We start from the raw sequence: 14,751 nt of genomic DNA, 5'->3' as shown, positions 1-14,751 counted from the left end.
ACTCGGGATCGCTTTCTTCGGGAGCAGTTATGGCGCGGCAGGTCATCACAACGCTGATCGACGATCTGGACGGAAAGAAGGCGGACCGCACCGTCGAGTTCAGTCTCGACGGTATTAACTACACGATCGACCTTTCCGAGGCCAATGCCGGGAAGCTTCGTAAGGCCCTCGACCCGTTCATCAACGCGGGCACCCGCCTCGGCCGCAGCGGCCGCATCCCGGCCCGGCGCAGCGCGCCCGCCCGGACGGCGAGCTCCCGCGACGAGAACCGGTTGATCCGGGAGTGGGCCTTGGCGAACGGGCACCAGATTTCGGAGCGGGGCCGCATTCCCCAGAGCGTCACCGACGCTTACCGCGCCGCGAACTAGCTGCCCGTCCTGGTGCGGCCCGTCCTCGTGCGGCCCGTTGTGGTGTGGGCCGTTGTGGTGTGGGCCGTTGCCGTTGTGGTGCGGCCCGTTGTGGTGCGGCCCGTTGTGGTGCGGCCCGTTGTGGTGCGGCCCGTTGTGGTGCGGCCCGTTGTGGTGCGGGTCGTATTGACGAGTCACGCGGGTTGACCGTTCCGTGCGGCTGAGCTGGCTGGCGTCGCCTCCGGCGCCGCGGGCGATCGCCCCTTTGGGGCTGATGAGGAGAGGCCGGGTTTCGGTACCGCAAACCCCGCGGTGCCGAAAACCGGCCTCTCCTCATCAGCGGGGCGATCGCGGGCCGTTCTCGGATACGGGGCACCCCGCAGATACGGGGTCGTGGTGCGGCGCGACATGACCGGGCAGCGGACGGGCCAAGCCCACGACAGCGGCGGCGGGATCGGGCGGCGCTGCCCACGCCGAGCCAGGCACTCGTCTCGCGGAGTGGGTTAGCCGTTCCAGTGGGTGGGCTGCGTCCCGCATGCTGACCGGTGTTCCCGCTCGCCGGTCCTCGCGGTCACATGCTGGGATTCCGCCCCGCTGGCTGTCGCGATATTTCCCCTAAATCGGGCGGCCCGTGCGTTCGGCCGGGCAAGGGCGAAGCTTTGGTGCGCGTACCGAGCACAGACCTATCAAGGTCGGCACCCGGAACGCGATCGTGGACAGTTCCTGCTCCTGTCCCGCAGCCAGCGCCAGCGCAACAGCCCAAGCCGCCGCCGGACAACGGCCACAGCCACACCCCCAGCCAAGGCGGAGCAGCCGCCGCACACCCCGACCTATAGGTGGGTGATCTCCTTGCGACGGCAGCCGAACGCCATCTGCTGGTGGGAGGCGGCGCAAGCGGGGTTTGCTTGCGCCGCCTCCCACCAGCAGATCCCCTACGGTTGTCGTGCAAGGAGATCACCCACCGCCCCACCGCAACCAACACGCCAAGCCCCTGATCTTCGCAGCGATGGCCGGGGTCTGGGGCAGCGCCCCAGGGTCTACCCCCCGAACACCCCACAGACTCGTGCACGCCGCCCGCGGAACGGCTACCGTGCCGCGCCCCCAATGCCGGCCTGGTGTCAGTTGGCGCGCAGGGTAGGCAGGACGGTCGCCACGGCTTCCAAAACCTTCTCGTCGCCCGCGTACCAACTGCTCTTGCGGGGCCAATGCGTGATGGCGTCGGTGAAGCCCAGCGCCGCGGCTCGCCCGATCGCGTCGGTGAAGGCGTCCACGCTGCTCATTGAATACACCGGAGACGAGTCGAGATTCAGATAGCGGGGCATCGCCTCCGGTGACCGCCCCGCCCCGGCCATGGTTTCCTCGAAGCGGCCGACGAGCTCGGCGATCGCGCGCCACCAGGACTCGGCATCGTCGGCCTGCGGGCCGGTCGTCACCCAGCCGTCGCCGTGCCGGGCCGCCAGCCGCAGCGTCCGCGGCCCGTTCGCCGCCACGATAAAAGGCGGCCGGGGCTGCTGCAGCGGGCCCGGGATGCTGCGCGCGTCGACCGCCTGGTACCACTCGCCCTTCCACGTCGTGGCGGGGTTGGCCAGGATCGTGGCCAGCAGATCCAGGAATTCGGCGAAGCGGTCGACCCGGCGGCGCGGGGTCAACTCGGGCTCGCCGAGGACCGCCGAGTCGAAGCCGGTGCCGCCGGCGCCCAGGCCCAGCAGGAGGCGGCCGGCGGAGATGTCGTCGAGGGCCGTCACCTCGCGGGCGAAATGCACCGGGTGGCGGAAGTTCGGGGACGCGACGTAGGTGCCCAGCCGGATGCGGGTGGTCACCGTGGCGGCGGCGGTCAGGGTGGGCACCGCGTCGAACCACGGGCCGTCGATCAGGTCGCGCCAGCCCAGGTGGTCGTACGTCCAGGCGTGGTCGAAGCCGTACTCCTCGGCGCGGCGCCACCGGTCGGCGGAGACCGACCAGCGCTGGTCGGGGAGGATCGCGATGCCGATGCGCACGAAAAGGAACTTACCTCACGCCGTACGCAATCCTTCGGTGTTGTTGTTCTCGGCCGGAACGGCGGGATCGGCGGCCGCGGCGAACGACTCGAGCGCGCGCAGCAGCTCCTGCCGGGAGCCCGGCGGCATCCGTTCGAGCACCTCGGCCAGTGCCGCCCGGCGCCGCTCGCGGATCTGGTCGAGCAGGCGACGGGCGGTCGGGGTGAGCATCAGCCGCACCTCGCGGCGGTCGCGCGGGTCGGGCACCCGGCGCAGCAGGCCGGCCGCCTCGAGCCGGTCGCAGAGCCGGCTCGCCGAGGAGGGCACCACGTCCAGCGTCTCGGCCAGCCGGCTCATGTTGGTTTGCCGGTTGCCCGAGATGATCGAGAGCACCCGCAGCTGGGCCGGCGGCACGGTCGGGGTCTGCGCGGCCCGCGCCGAGTCCAGCACGGACAGGAGAGACTCGACCGCCGACTCGACGGCCGCGGCGACATCGGTGACGTGGTCGTCCATGTCGGATAGGTCCCTGTCTGCAGACGCCAACTGCGCGATGCGGGAGGTGTCTACCCCGCCAGGCCGCGAATCATGCCTGCCTATCGGAGCCAATCCAAGCAGACAATCACGGCATCGTCCTCCGGGTCCAGCCCCGCGTGGTAATCACGCAACGATCGGATGACGGTGCCGACCGCCTCGGAGGGCGGTTGCAGCCGGGTTCGGCGCAGGGCGGTGAGCAGCGCGGTGGTGCCGAACTCGACCCGACCGCCGGGGGCCGCGGCGTGTACGCCGTCGCTCGCCACCAGCAGCCGGTCGCCCGGTTCGAGCTGGAATTTCTGCGTCTCGTACCGGTTGTCGCCGAACATGCCGAGCGGCAGCTGCTGCTCCAGGGTGATCGGCCGGATGTCGCCGTCGTGCGCGATCATCGCCTTCGGCGAGCCGGCGTCGACCGCCTCGACCGCGCCGTCGCTCAGGCCGATCTCCAGCAGCAGGGTGGCCACGTGAGTGTTTCCGCCGTGCCGTGAGTAGACCGCGTCGGAGGCCAGTTCGGCCTGCTCGACGATGCCGGCCCCGGACCGGCGGGCGTTGCGCATGGCGTTGACCGCGACCGCGGTCAGCAGCGTCGCCTCGATGCCGTCGCCGTGCCCGTTGAGCACGGTGAGGGTGAGCCGGTCGCCGGTGACCGACCAGTCGTAGTGGTCGCCGTAGACCGCGTACGCCGGCTCCAGCGCCCCGGCCAGCCGGAACCGCGGGCCGTTCAGCGAGCGCCCGGGCAGCAGGTCCCACTGCAGCTCGGCGGCCATCGTCAGGCGCTGCCGGCGGCGTACCTGGTGGTAGCGGTCGGTGTCGCAGTCGGCGGTGCGCAGCGCCATGGCGAGTTCGCCCGCGAGATCGGCGAGCTCGTCGGTCAGCTCGGGGGTGGCCGGCCGATCGATCGCCAGGGTGAGGACGCCGAGCCGGTCGCCCCAGACGGTGAGCGGCAGAACCACTCGCGCGGGGCCGTCGGGCCGGGCGTCGACCACCGGCAGCTGGCTGCCGAAACAGCGCTGTTCCAGGGCGCCACCGATCGGGCCGTCGGGGTCGAGCACCGGTACGAGGGCGGTCAGGCTCAGGTCGCCGAGCAGCACCTCGATCCCGTCGGCGGCGTACTTCGCACGCAGGTGCTCGGCGGTGACCTCGGGGAGGCGATCGGGTGGCGTGGCGCGGAGCAGCGCGCCGGTCGATGCCGGTCCGTCGAACACTCGATCTCCCTTCCAGGTCGGCAATAATTGCCGGAGTGCAAGCATGATAGGGCTTGTCTCCTGCTTGGGTGTTGCCCGGACCCCGGGCCGTCTAATCCCGCGCTCGCCCGTCCGGGGGCTTGCGGAAAACGTGTTATCCATGGAACGCGCGCGCGTCTCCCCTAGGTGGCCCGGCACAACCGCGGCCGGCGACGCACGACGAGAGGCAGGCTCATGGCGGACCAACCCGATATCGCGACGGTCATCGCGGCCCGCGCCGGTGACCCGGCCGCCGTCGACCGGCTCGTCGCGGGGTACCTGCCGCTGGTCTACACGATCGTCGGCCGCGCCCTGGAGGGGCACGCGGACGTCGACGACGTGGTGCAGGACGTGCTGCTGCGCGTCCTGCGAAATCTCGGTGACCTGCGCGAGCCCGAGTCGTTCCGGTCCTGGCTGGTGGCGATCACCGTCCGACAGGTGCGGGAGCGGTTCCGCACCCGGCGCTTCGCGCCGCAGACCCTGGTGGATCAGGACGTACGCGACCCGGGCGCCGACTTCACCGATCTGGCCATCACCCGCCTCGAGCTGTCCGGGCAGCGCCGGGAGACCGCCGAGGCCACCCGCTGGCTCGACGAGGAGAGCCGTGAGCTGCTCTCGCTGTGGTGGCTGGAGGCCTCCGGCGAGCTCACCCGGGACGAGATCGTCGAGGCCACCGACCTCAGCCGGCAGCACGCGGCGGTCCGCATCCAGCGGATGAAGGGCCAGCTCGAGACCGCCCGGGTGGTGGTACGCGCGCTCGCCGCCCAGCCGGCCTGCCCCGACCTGCGCCTGGTGACCGTGCACTGGGACGGCACGCCGAGCCCGCTCTGGCGCAAGCGCATCGCCCGGCACACCCGCGACTGCCGGCAGTGCGCGCCGTTCTGGCAGAACCTGGTCGCCGCCGAGCGGCTGCTGGCCCGCATGTCGCTCGTCCCGGTCCCGGTCGCCGTGGGCGGCAAGCTGCTGCTCGGCAAGACCGCGGCGGGCGGCTCGGCCCAGGCCGCCGCGAAGATCGGCTTCGGCGTCTCGCAGAAGGTGCTCACCGCCGCGCTGGCCACCACGGCAGTGGCCGCCACCGCCACCGCCGTCGTCGTCTACCAGCACGACCAGCCCTCGCGAACCCCGGCCGCGGCCGTGCTCGCCACCTCGGCTCCGGCTCCGCGGCCGTCGGCGACCCAACCCTCGCCGTCGCCCACGCCCGCTTCCTCGCCGTCGAAGACCAGCAAGCGGCCGGTCGTCGTGATCACCGCGAAGGCGAGCAAGAAGAAGGGCGTCGGCGTCTGGCAGTTCACCGGCCTCAAGGCGGCGCTCGCCGACGTCGGCGCCGGCTGGTACTACAACTGGGCGTCGACCAACGACAGCATGCCGGGCCCGGGCGGCGTGGAATTCGTTCCGATGATCCGGGCCAAGGGCGACGCCACCGATGCCACCGTCGCGAAGGCGAAGCGGGAGAGCGGCGGCGAGCTGCTCGGCTTCAACGAGCCGGACATGGCCGGCCAGGCCGACATGAGCGTCGAGGACGCCCTGGCCGCGTGGCCCAAGCTGCAGGCGACCGGCTTGCGCTTGGGTTCACCGTCCGTGGCGTACGGCGGGGACAAGGCCGGCGGATGGCTCGACCGCTTCATGACCGGGGCGCAGCGGAACGGTTACCGGGTCGACTTCATCACCCTGCACTGGTACGGCTCGGACTTCAGCGCCGCCGCCGTCGACCAGTTCCTCGGATACGTCGACGCCGTGCACCAGCGCTACCACAAGCCCATCTGGGTCACCGAGTTCGGCCTGATGAACTTCTCCGGCTCGCCGAAGTACCCCACCGCCGCGCAACTGGTCACCTTCATCAGGGGCACCACCAAAGGCATGCAGAGCCGGTCGTACGTCGAAAGGTATGCCTGGTTCGGCCTGCCCGCCGTCGGCGACAGCGCCGCCTTCGGCCTGTATCGGGACGGAGATTCGCCCACTGCCGCCGGGGAGGCCTACAAGGCCGCGGGTTAGGGTCGAGTCATGATTCGGTTCGGGTACAAGGCGTCGGCCGAGCAGTTCGCGCCGGCGGAGCTTCTCGGTTACAGCCGGCTCGCGGAAGAGCTCGGCTTCGACTCGGTCTTCATCTCCGACCACCTGCAGCCCTGGCGGCACGACGGCGGCCACGCGCCGGCCGCGCTGCCGTGGCTCGGTGCGCTGGCCGCGACCACCGAGCGGGTGCTGATCGGCACCAGCGTGCTCACCCCGACGTTCCGCTACCACCCGGCCGTGGTGGCGCAGGCGTTCGCGACGCTCGGCTGCCTGGCGCCGGGCCGGGTGGTGCTCGGCGTCGGCTCGGGCGAGTCGCTCAACGAGGTGCCGCTGGGCCTCGAGTGGCCGGACGGCAAGGAGCGCTTCGCCCGGCTCAAGGAGTCGGTGCAGCTGATCCAGCAGCTCTGGCGCGAGGACCGGGTGACCTTCGAGGGCCAGTTCTACCGCACCGAGAACGCCACGATCTACGACAAGCCGTCGACGCCGGTGCCGATCTACATCGGCGCCTCGGGCCCGGCCGCGACCCGGCTGGCCGGCCGGATCGCCGACGGCTTCATCACCACCAGCGGCAAGGGCCACGCTCTCTACACGGACACGCTGCTCCCGGCCGTACGCGAGGGCGCCGAAAAGGCGAACCGCAAGCTCGACGACCTGGACCTGATGATCGAGGTCAAGGTCTCCTTCGACGACGACCTCGAGCGGGCCCGCAGCGACACCCACTACTGGGGCGCGCTGGCCCTCTCCCCGGAGGAGAAGACGGGCGTGGAGGACCCACTGGAGATGCAGCGCCGCGCCGACGCCCTGCCGGTCGAGCGCACGGTGACCCGCTGGATCTGCTCCTCGGACCCGGAGGAGCACGGCAGCCGGGTGCAGGAGTACCTCGACATGGGCTTCAAACACCTGGTCTTCCACGCGCCGGGGCCCGACCAGGAGCGCTTCCTACGCCTGTACGCGGACCAGATCCTCCCGCGTCTGCGCGACCGCGCCTGACCGCGCTCCCGACGAGGCGCTCCGGCAGCGGCCGGCGTGGTTTGTCCCCGACCCGCGGCCGGGCTCGGTTGATCGGGCACGCCGACCGCACGGTCCTGCCCGAGGCCGCCGGCCGCAGTCGCGCCGGAGGCGTGTCGCGCCCGGCGACAGCCGCGCCGCGGGCTTGCCGCGCCCGCCCGCAACCGCGCTGCGGGCGTGCCGTGCCGGTCGGCAGCCGCGCTGCGGGCTTGCCGTGTCCGCCCGCAACCGCGCTGCGGGCGTGCCGTGCCGGTCGGCAGCCGCGCTGCGGGCTTGCCGCGCCCGCCCGCAACCGCGCCGCGGGCTTGCCGCGCCCGCCCGCAACCGCGCCGCGGGCTTGCCGCGCCCGCCCGCAACCGCGCTGCGGGCGGCCCCACCCCGGGCCGCCCCCACCCCAGTAGGGCGGGGACCATTTAACGGGGTGGGTGTGACAATTCCGGGGCGTTCTCCACAGGGCGGCCCGGGCGGTGTCAGTTGCCCAGGTTCTCCTTGGGGACCGGGCGCAGGCGGCCGCTCTTGGTGCGGCTCCCGGTGCCGTCGCCCTCGCCCTTGATGACTCGCAGGTCGGGGCGCCGGCCGTGGCCCTCGATCCGGCGGCGCTTGCCGCCCACCTCACGCCGCGGTGGGATCGTGGCGCGGGGCTCGTCGGCGTCCGGCAGCGGGTAGCGCCAGGGCTTCTCGCCCTCGGCGCTCGGCTGCGGCTCCGGCGCGTCGGCCACGCCGAGGTGCCCGGGGCTCCAGGCGTGCGGGGTCACGTTGGCGATCGAGCGCGGCGTCGTGTGCGGCTCCGGGTGCTCGCCGGCCTGCCACAGGTCCCGGGCGAGCGAAGGCCGGCGGCGGCCCGGCCCCCAGACCGGTTCGCCTTCCGACCGCCGGTCCGAGCGATACCACTCGGCCGAGACCGCGGGGTCCGTCGGCCCGTCGCCCGGGCGGTCGGTGGAACCCGGGCCGCCGGTTGAACCCGGGCCGCCGGTTGAACCCGGGCCGTTGGCGGAACCCGGGCCGTTGGCGGAACCCGGGCCGTTGGCGGAACCCGGGCCGTTGGCGGAACTCGGGCCGTTGGCGGAACTCGGGCCGTTGGCGGAACTCGGGCCGTTGGCGGAACTCGGGCCGCTGGCGAAACCCGGGCCGCTGGCGAAACCGCGGCCGTCGGCGGACGTGAGCCCCTTCATCGCGGAGCTCCCGGCATGCGTGCTCGATCGCGCCCGGGGCCCGTCGCCCCGGGTCGAGCCGGCGCGGCCCTGCAGCGCCGCTGCGGCGGCGCGCGTCCAGCCGGTGCCGGGCGGGCCGGCCGGGACCTCCAGGGAGTGGCGGGCCCGGCGGGCGCGGAGTTCCGAGATGACGATGCGGAGCCATTGACCCAGCGTGGGCCTCTCGGCGCGGGCCGGGCGACTCATCCGCGGGTAGGCGACGCTGCCGATCTCGGTCACCCGCAGGCCGCGCAGCCACGGGCGCAGGGCCAGCAGCGGGCCGAGCTCGGGGCCGTCCGTCCAGGTGGCCGCCGAGCGGGCGGACGGGTCGGGCAGGTCGAGCCGGTCGAGGGCGTCCCGCCAGAACGCCGCGTAGCCGAAGCCGGGGTCGGTGCGCTTGGTGCCGAACACTGTGTTGAGGAGCCAGACGAGCGCGAGGTTGGCCCAGCGGCGGAACCGGCCGCCGGTCAGGTCGCGGCCGCCCTCGCGATAGCGGGAGCCGAGCGCCACGTCGGCGCCGGCGGTCAGCGCCGCCACGTACGCCGGGATCTCGCCGGGGTCGGTCGAGCCGTCGCCGTTCAGCGTGATCACCACGTCGCAGTGGCTCGCCGCCAGGCCGGTGGCCAGGGCGTTTCCGGCGCCGGGGCGGCCGGGACGCAGCACCCGGGCGTCCGGGCGGGCGGCTCGGACCACGGCGGCGGTCTCGGTGGTCGGGCCCTCGCCGACCACGATGACCTCGTCCACCGGGGGCAGGCCGCGCAGCATCAGCGGCAGCCCGCCCGGATCGCGGACCGGGATGACGACGCTCACGGAGGGTGATGGTCGGCGGTGACGGGTCGTCGCTGGGTTGAGCGGCGAGGGAGGCATGGCGGTGCTCCTCACGGTGACTTGCTGATCTTTGAAGCTACCGGCCGGCAATCGAACGGCAACTCGTCGGAACGGTGGAGACCGGGCTGCTGCGCGGTCGGACTCCACCCCGGCGAACGGCGGTGACGGAACGTATGCGTCTCGTGCACCGCTACTGTGCGTACATAAGAAAGGTTTTTGGGGGTAGGGTTTGGTTGATTGCGGATCAGACACGGGTGAATGGTTCTCGGAAGGAAAAAGGCAGTGAAACTTGGCCTGCACATCTCCAGCTTCACCTGGCCCGAGGGGGCGCCGCGGCTCGGCGCGGTGCTCGCCGACGTGGCCACGGCGGCCGACGAGGCGGGATTCGACCGGATCAGCGTGATGGACCACGTCTGGCAGATCCCCGTGGTCGGACCGGCCGAGAACGACATGCTCGAGGCCTACACGGCGCTCGGGTACCTCGCGGCCCACACCAAGACCGCCAAGCTCTTCACCATGGTCACCGGCGTGACCTATCGCGACCCGGGGCTGCTGGCCAAGGCGGTGACCACGCTCGACGTGCTCTCCGGCGGCCGGGCGCTGCTCGGCATCGGCGCGGCCTGGAACGAGGAGGAGTCGCGCGGCCTCGGGCTGTTCTTCCCCTCGACGAAGGAGCGGTTCGAGCGTCTCGAGGAGGCGCTGCAGATCTGCAAGCAGATGTTCGCCGGCGACGAGACCCCGTACCACGGCAAGCACTACCAGCTGGGCCGGCTGCTCAACTCGCCGCTGCCGCTGAGCAAGCCGAGCCCGCGGATCCTCATCGGCGGCGGCGGGGAGAAGAAGACGCTGCTGCTCGTGGCCAAGTACGCCGACGCCTGCAACCTCTTCCCGAGCCCGGAGGTAGGGCACAAGCTCGACGTGCTCAAGCAGCACTGCGAGACCGTCGGCCGGGACTACGACGAGATCGAGAAGACCTGCATGTTCCACTACGACCTGACCACCAGGAGCCCGGGCGAGATCCTCGACGGCCTGCGTGGCCTCGCTGCGATGGGCTTCCAGCAGGCGCATGGCAGCCTGGTCAACGCGTACGACACCAAGCAGTTCGAGGTTTTCCGGAACGAGATCATCCCAGCGGCAGCGGAGCTGTGAGCACGGTCCGGGCGGTCGTCTTCGACCTCGACGGCGTCATCATCGACTCCGAGGAGGTCTGGGAGGAGGTCCGGCGGGGGTACGTCGCCGAGTACGGGCGCTCGTTTCTGCCGGACAGCCAGGACCGGATGATGGGGATGAGCACCGGCGAGTGGTCGCGGCACCTGGCCTCGGAGGTCGGTGTGCCGCGTACGCCCGAGCAGGTGGCGGCGGACGTGCTGGGGCGGATGGCTGAGCGGTACCGGTCCGAACTGCCGCTCATCCCGGGGTCGGTGGAAGCGGTGCGGCGGATCGGGGCGCGGTTCACGCTGGGGCTGGCCAGTTCGTCGGCGCGAATTCTGATCGACCAGGTGCTGGCCACGGCGGGGCTGAGCGATGCGTTTCAGGTGACGCTCTCCACCGAGGAGGTGCCGCGGGGGAAGCCGTATCCGGATGTCTATCTCGCGGCGGCGGAGAAGCTGGGGCTGGCGCCGGCGGTTTGTGCGGCGGTGGAGGATTCGAGCAATGGGCTTCGGTCGGCCGCGGCCGCCGGGATGGCGGTGGTGGCGGTGCCGCACGGCGTTTACCCGCCTGCCCCGGATGCGCTCGCGGGTGCGAGCCTGATCGTGTCGGATCTCGGCGGGCTGACGGTGGAAGCGATCGATAGGCTTCGCTGATGGGGGTTTTTCGGTCGGCCGCGGGTACCGAATTGCATTACGAGCTGCGCGGGGATGGGCCGCTTCTGGTCTGCCAGCCTGGTGGGCCGGGGCGGCCCGCCGGGTATCTGGGGGATCTCGGTGGGGTTTCCCGCGGGCGTACGTTGTTGTTGCTCGACCAGCGCGGTACGGGGTTGTCCGAACCGGCGCCGTCGTATGTCTTTACCGATCTGGCGGAGGACCTGGAACGGCTTCGGATCGACCTCGGGGTGGAGCGGCTCGATCTGTTGGGGCATTCGGCGGGGGCGTGGACGGTGCTCGCCTATGCGGCTCGGCATCCGTCGCGGGTTTCCCGGCTGGTGTTGCTGACGCCGTCGCGGATTCCGATCCCTCTTGGGGCTGATGAGCCCCATCAGGAGGTGCTGGTCAAGCGGTGGTTTGCCGCCGAGCCGTGGTATCCGGCGGCTAAGGCGTCGTGGGATGCCGATGTCGATGGTGACCTGGGGTTCATGCCGTTGGTGTACGGGGCGGATACGCCCGCGGTGCGGGAGCACTCTCGTCTTGCGGAGAGGACGGCGGATTACGCGGACTTCTGGGCGGACACGCTTGATCCGGGGGATCTGGCGGCGGTGGGGGTGCCGGTTACGGTTATCGCGGGGGATCGGGACATCGTTACCGGGTTGGCGGCGCCGCATGTGTTGGCTGATTGGCTGCCCAATGCGCAGATTATTTGGTTGCCGGATGCCGGGCACTATCCGTGGGTTACCGAGCCGGAGAAGACTCGGCGGGCTATTGAGGCGGCGTTGGGGGGTTAAGACCGTGGGGGCGCTGCCCCCCACACCCCCGGCCGAGCGCTCGGGGATGCATCCCGTGGCGGTTGCGCTGGCTGTTTGGTGGGTGATCTCCTCGCGACGACTGCCGAGATGGCGCTTTGGCTGCCGTCGCGAGGAGATCACCCACCAACCGGGGGTGGGCTTTGGGCGGCTTTGCCGCATTTGGGGAGCGGTTGTCTCGCAGGAAGTCGTCAAGATCCGGGGCCTGACGCGTGAGGCTGTTGTGTTTGTGTTCTGTGTTCGCACTTAGGTTTCAAGGTCTGCGGGTGTGATGTTGCGCTGTGGGCTGAGTGCTTTGCGGTATCGGTGGTGCTCACGGATGACGCGGAAGCCGAGCCGCTCGTACAGCGACCGCGCTCCGGCGGGGTCGTGCCCCTCGGTATGAAGGCGGATCGGGCGGGCGTCGTGCAGGGCCGGTGCGGTGAGTGTCCGGGTCGGCATCGCGGTCGCCAGGCCGCGGCGCTGGAAGTCGGGATCGACCTGAACGTCCTCGATCTCGACACGGGCTGGAGTACGGCTTGCGGCGACGAACCCTACGATGCGGTCACCGGTGGTCGCGACCTGAAACGACAGCTGCGACCGGCCCAGCCAGGCGCGGAACCGATCCTCGGCCGGCAGGGTGAAGTACGGTCGCCTTGCCCAGGCGCGAGCGGTGAGGGCCAGCAGCGGTCGCGCATCCTCGACCGTGGCGGCACGAATGGTGACGCCATCGGGTAACCGCCGAGGTGGCGCCGGGGACCCGTCGTGTTCCATCTCGACCATGGTGAACACCTGCCGGTACCCGCTGCGCTGCAGTAACGCCGCCCGGTCGGGTTGGGCTGTCGAGGCGTTGCCGCCCCAGCATGACCCCGCCGTCCGCGACGCCGCCGGCGGCAAGCCGGGCTGCGGCAACCTCCGCCCTGCGCAGCAGCCGCCCGCCCAGGCCGTGCCGCCGGTGCGGCGGCGCCACGTAGCCGTCGGTCAGGTAGACGCGGGTTCGGTCGTCTTCGGTCCAGCACCGCAGTGCCGGTGCCGATCTTGAAAGCAGCGGAATCAGCGGGGTGGGCGGGTGAGGGCCAGGGACGGGTAGTCGGGGAGGGTCAGGTTGGTGCTGCGGTCGGCCGCGATTTTGAAGGTCAGGTCGAGGAACCACTGCTTGTTGTTCAAGTAGTTGCGGGCTCGGATGCCGGTGGCGGTTTTGGGGGCCAGGAACTTGCCGGTGGTGTCGCCGCCCTTTTGGGTGCGGCGGGCGAAGCTGCCGATGCGGCGCTCGTAGGCGGGGAACGCGACTTTGTGGTCGCCGTTGGCTGCGGCCAGCTCGCCGGCCAGGACGTAGGCCGAGACTATGGCGGTGCCGTTGCCCTGGCCGCCGATGGTGGCGCCGCAAGCCGCGTCGCCTACCAGGGCGACTCTGCCCTTGGTCCAGTGGGGATTGTCGACTCGGCAGATCTGGTCGAGCCAGAAGTCGGGGGCCGAGTCCAGGGCGTCCAGCAGTTGCGGGGCCAGCCAGCCCATGCCGGCGTAGCGGTCGCGTAGCAGGCGCTTCTGGGCGTCGCGGTCGTGGCGGTCGTATTGCAAGAGGGGGGAAGCGAAGGCTACGAACGCCGACGCCCGGTCGGGGTGGCGGTGGTCGGCGCCGGCGCTGATCATGCGGCCGGGCTCGTTGTGCAGCAGGAGGTCGTTGGTCAGGGACCACGTGTTGGGGACGTCCCAGCCGGCCACGTAGTAGCCCAGGTGTTTCACGAAACGGTCCTCGGGGCCGAAGGCCAGGCGGCGGACGCCGGAGTGCACGCCGTCGGCGCCGATCACCAGGGCGAACGGGCGGCGCAGGCCGCTCGCGAAGGTGACCGTGACGCCCTCGGGTGTCTCGGTCATCGCGGTGATGCGGTCGCCGAACAGATACTCCGTGGTGGGGGAGGCGTCGCACAGGATGCGGGACAGGTCGCCGCGGCGGACCTCCAGATCGCCGCCGGCCAGGCCGGCCGGCCACTCCATCAGGCGCCGGCCCTGGGCGTCGACGACGCGCATGGCGGTGCCGTGGGTCTGCACCGAGCGCAGCGCCGGAAGCACGCCCATCTTGTCGAGCACGCCCAGGTGCAGGTCGCCGCGGAAGTCGACCGCCCGGCCGCCGGTGCGCAGCGCGGGCGCCGCCTCGACGACGGTCACGCCGAAGCCGTAGCGGGCGAGCCAGTAGGCCAGCGCCGGGCCGGCGATGCTCGCGCCCGAGATCAGGACGTCCATCTTCGTCTCCTCAAGCTGTGTCGACTGAAAACCGAAAACTGTGTCCATCGGACTCGGTTATTTCTGTGTACGGTAGACGCTGTTCGAAGGGAAGGCAAGATGGCTGACTTCTTCTGGGCGCCGCGCCCGCGGCCGACCCGTGGGCCCAAGCCGGCGCTCACCCTCGAGCAGATCGCCGATGCCGCCATCGCGATCGCCGACGCCGAGGGGCTGGCGGCCGTCTCCATGCAGCGGGTCGCCGCCGACCTCGGCTATACGAAGATGTCCCTGTATCGATACCTGCCGGGCAAGGTCGAGCTGGTCGCGGCGATGCTCGAGCGCGCGCTCGACCCGCCGCCGCCGATCGTGGGGGAGTGGCGGCGGGCGCTGACCGACTGGGCGACGGCGTTGCTGCGGGCGTATGGCGGGCATGCCTGGGCGCTCGAGGCGAGCACCGGCCGCCGCCCGATCGGGCCGAACGAGGTGGCCTGGATGGAGCGGGCGCTGGTCGTGCTGCCGCCCGGCCTGACCGGCGCCGAGCGGCTGGATGCGGTGGCCACCCTGGCCGGGCACGTCCGGATGATCGCCGGGCAGGCCGGCGGGGCGGAGAGCGATCTGGCCGCCGCGATGGGCATGGTCGTGCGCGACCATGCCGAGCGCTACCCGGCGGTCGTCGCCGCCCTGGCCGACGTGGCCGCGCACGGCGGCGCCGACGACGCGTTCGACTTCGGACTCGGGCGCATCCTGGACGGTTTGGGGGTGCTTGTGGCGCAACGCGTGTGAAACATCTTCATGCCGGGTAGACGGTGGCGACTTGCCTTG

The 14,751-nt window shown here is 71.5% G+C and carries 13 protein-coding genes; 7 read left to right on the top strand and 6 right to left on the bottom strand.

What is annotated here, in order from left to right; translation table 11 throughout:
* The first annotated feature begins 29 nt into the window (after positions 1-29).
* Positions 30-368: a histone-like nucleoid-structuring protein Lsr2 gene (locus tag IH26_RS0125840; RefSeq protein ID WP_030438824.1), complete on the top strand. Its 339-nt coding sequence runs from the start codon at positions 30-32 to the stop codon at positions 366-368.
* Between the two features lie 1,097 nt (positions 369-1,465).
* Here IH26_RS0125840 and IH26_RS0125835 read toward each other — a convergent pair.
* The 3 genes from IH26_RS0125835 to IH26_RS0125825 all read right to left on the bottom strand — a co-directional run bounded on the left by IH26_RS0125835 (position 1,466) and on the right by IH26_RS0125825 (position 4,059).
* Positions 1,466-2,344: an LLM class flavin-dependent oxidoreductase gene (locus tag IH26_RS0125835; RefSeq protein WP_030438823.1), complete on the bottom strand. Its 879-nt coding sequence runs from the start codon at positions 2,342-2,344 to the stop codon at positions 1,466-1,468.
* Between the two features lie 15 nt (positions 2,345-2,359).
* Positions 2,360-2,836 carry a MarR family winged helix-turn-helix transcriptional regulator gene (locus tag IH26_RS0125830; RefSeq protein ID WP_030438822.1) on the bottom strand — a complete coding sequence of 159 codons (477 nt, stop codon included), beginning with the start codon at positions 2,834-2,836 and terminating at the stop codon, positions 2,360-2,362.
* An 80-nt stretch (positions 2,837-2,916) separates the two neighbouring features.
* Positions 2,917-4,059: a PP2C family protein-serine/threonine phosphatase gene (locus IH26_RS0125825; protein WP_030438821.1), complete on the bottom strand. Its 1,143-nt coding sequence runs from the start codon at positions 4,057-4,059 to the stop codon at positions 2,917-2,919.
* A 213-nt stretch (positions 4,060-4,272) separates the two neighbouring features.
* On the opposite strand from IH26_RS0125825, the gene IH26_RS0125820 reads away from it, so the two are divergent.
* Both IH26_RS0125820 and fgd read left to right on the top strand, forming a co-directional pair.
* Entirely contained in the window at positions 4,273-6,069 is a 1,797-nt protein-coding gene (locus tag IH26_RS0125820) for a sigma-70 family RNA polymerase sigma factor (RefSeq protein WP_030438820.1), read from the top strand.
* A 9-nt stretch (positions 6,070-6,078) separates the two neighbouring features.
* Positions 6,079-7,077, top strand: a complete 999-nt coding sequence (gene fgd / locus IH26_RS0125815; RefSeq protein ID WP_030438819.1) for a glucose-6-phosphate dehydrogenase (coenzyme-F420) — start codon at positions 6,079-6,081, stop codon at positions 7,075-7,077.
* A 488-nt stretch (positions 7,078-7,565) separates the two neighbouring features.
* Here fgd and IH26_RS56105 read toward each other — a convergent pair whose 3' ends face one another.
* Positions 7,566-9,095: a glycosyltransferase family 2 protein gene (locus IH26_RS56105; RefSeq protein WP_051808502.1), complete on the bottom strand. Its 1,530-nt coding sequence runs from the start codon at positions 9,093-9,095 to the stop codon at positions 7,566-7,568.
* Between the two features lie 300 nt (positions 9,096-9,395).
* On the opposite strand from IH26_RS56105, the gene IH26_RS0125805 reads away from it, so the two are divergent.
* The 3 genes from IH26_RS0125805 to IH26_RS0125795 are packed head-to-tail and all read left to right on the top strand — an operon-like array spanning position 9,396 to position 11,712.
* Complete coding sequence (locus tag IH26_RS0125805; protein ID WP_030438817.1) at positions 9,396-10,262, top strand: LLM class F420-dependent oxidoreductase; 867 nt, start codon at positions 9,396-9,398, stop codon at positions 10,260-10,262.
* A complete protein-coding gene (locus tag IH26_RS0125800; protein WP_030438816.1) occupies positions 10,259-10,918 on the top strand; it encodes an HAD family hydrolase in 660 nt (219 codons plus the stop codon). Before IH26_RS0125805 ends, IH26_RS0125800 begins: the two co-directional genes overlap by 4 nt.
* A complete protein-coding gene (locus IH26_RS0125795) occupies positions 10,918-11,712 on the top strand; it encodes an alpha/beta fold hydrolase (protein WP_030438815.1) in 795 nt (264 codons plus the stop codon). Before IH26_RS0125800 ends, IH26_RS0125795 begins: the two co-directional genes overlap by 1 nt.
* A gap of 264 nt (positions 11,713-11,976) precedes the next feature.
* Here IH26_RS0125795 and IH26_RS0125790 read toward each other — a convergent pair whose 3' ends face one another.
* Positions 11,977-12,492: a GNAT family N-acetyltransferase gene (locus IH26_RS0125790; protein ID WP_157437390.1), complete on the bottom strand. Its 516-nt coding sequence runs from the start codon at positions 12,490-12,492 to the stop codon at positions 11,977-11,979.
* 270 nt (positions 12,493-12,762) lie between these two features.
* A complete protein-coding gene (locus IH26_RS0125785) occupies positions 12,763-13,950 on the bottom strand; it encodes an FAD-dependent monooxygenase (protein WP_030438813.1) in 1,188 nt (395 codons plus the stop codon).
* Positions 13,951-14,049: 99 nt separating this feature from the next.
* On the opposite strand from IH26_RS0125785, the gene IH26_RS0125780 reads away from it, so the two are divergent.
* On the top strand, positions 14,050-14,712 hold the full coding sequence (locus IH26_RS0125780; RefSeq protein WP_030438812.1) for a TetR/AcrR family transcriptional regulator: 663 nt from the start codon (positions 14,050-14,052) through the stop codon (positions 14,710-14,712).
* The last annotated feature ends 39 nt before the right edge of the window (positions 14,713-14,751 follow it).

Origin of the sequence: Actinoplanes subtropicus (assembly GCF_000721705.1) — a bacterium.
Classification (GTDB): domain Bacteria; phylum Actinomycetota; class Actinomycetes; order Mycobacteriales; family Micromonosporaceae; genus Actinoplanes; species Actinoplanes subtropicus.
The sequence above is the reverse complement of the archived record's forward strand: the minus strand, read 5'-3'. Positions and strand labels throughout refer to the sequence as shown.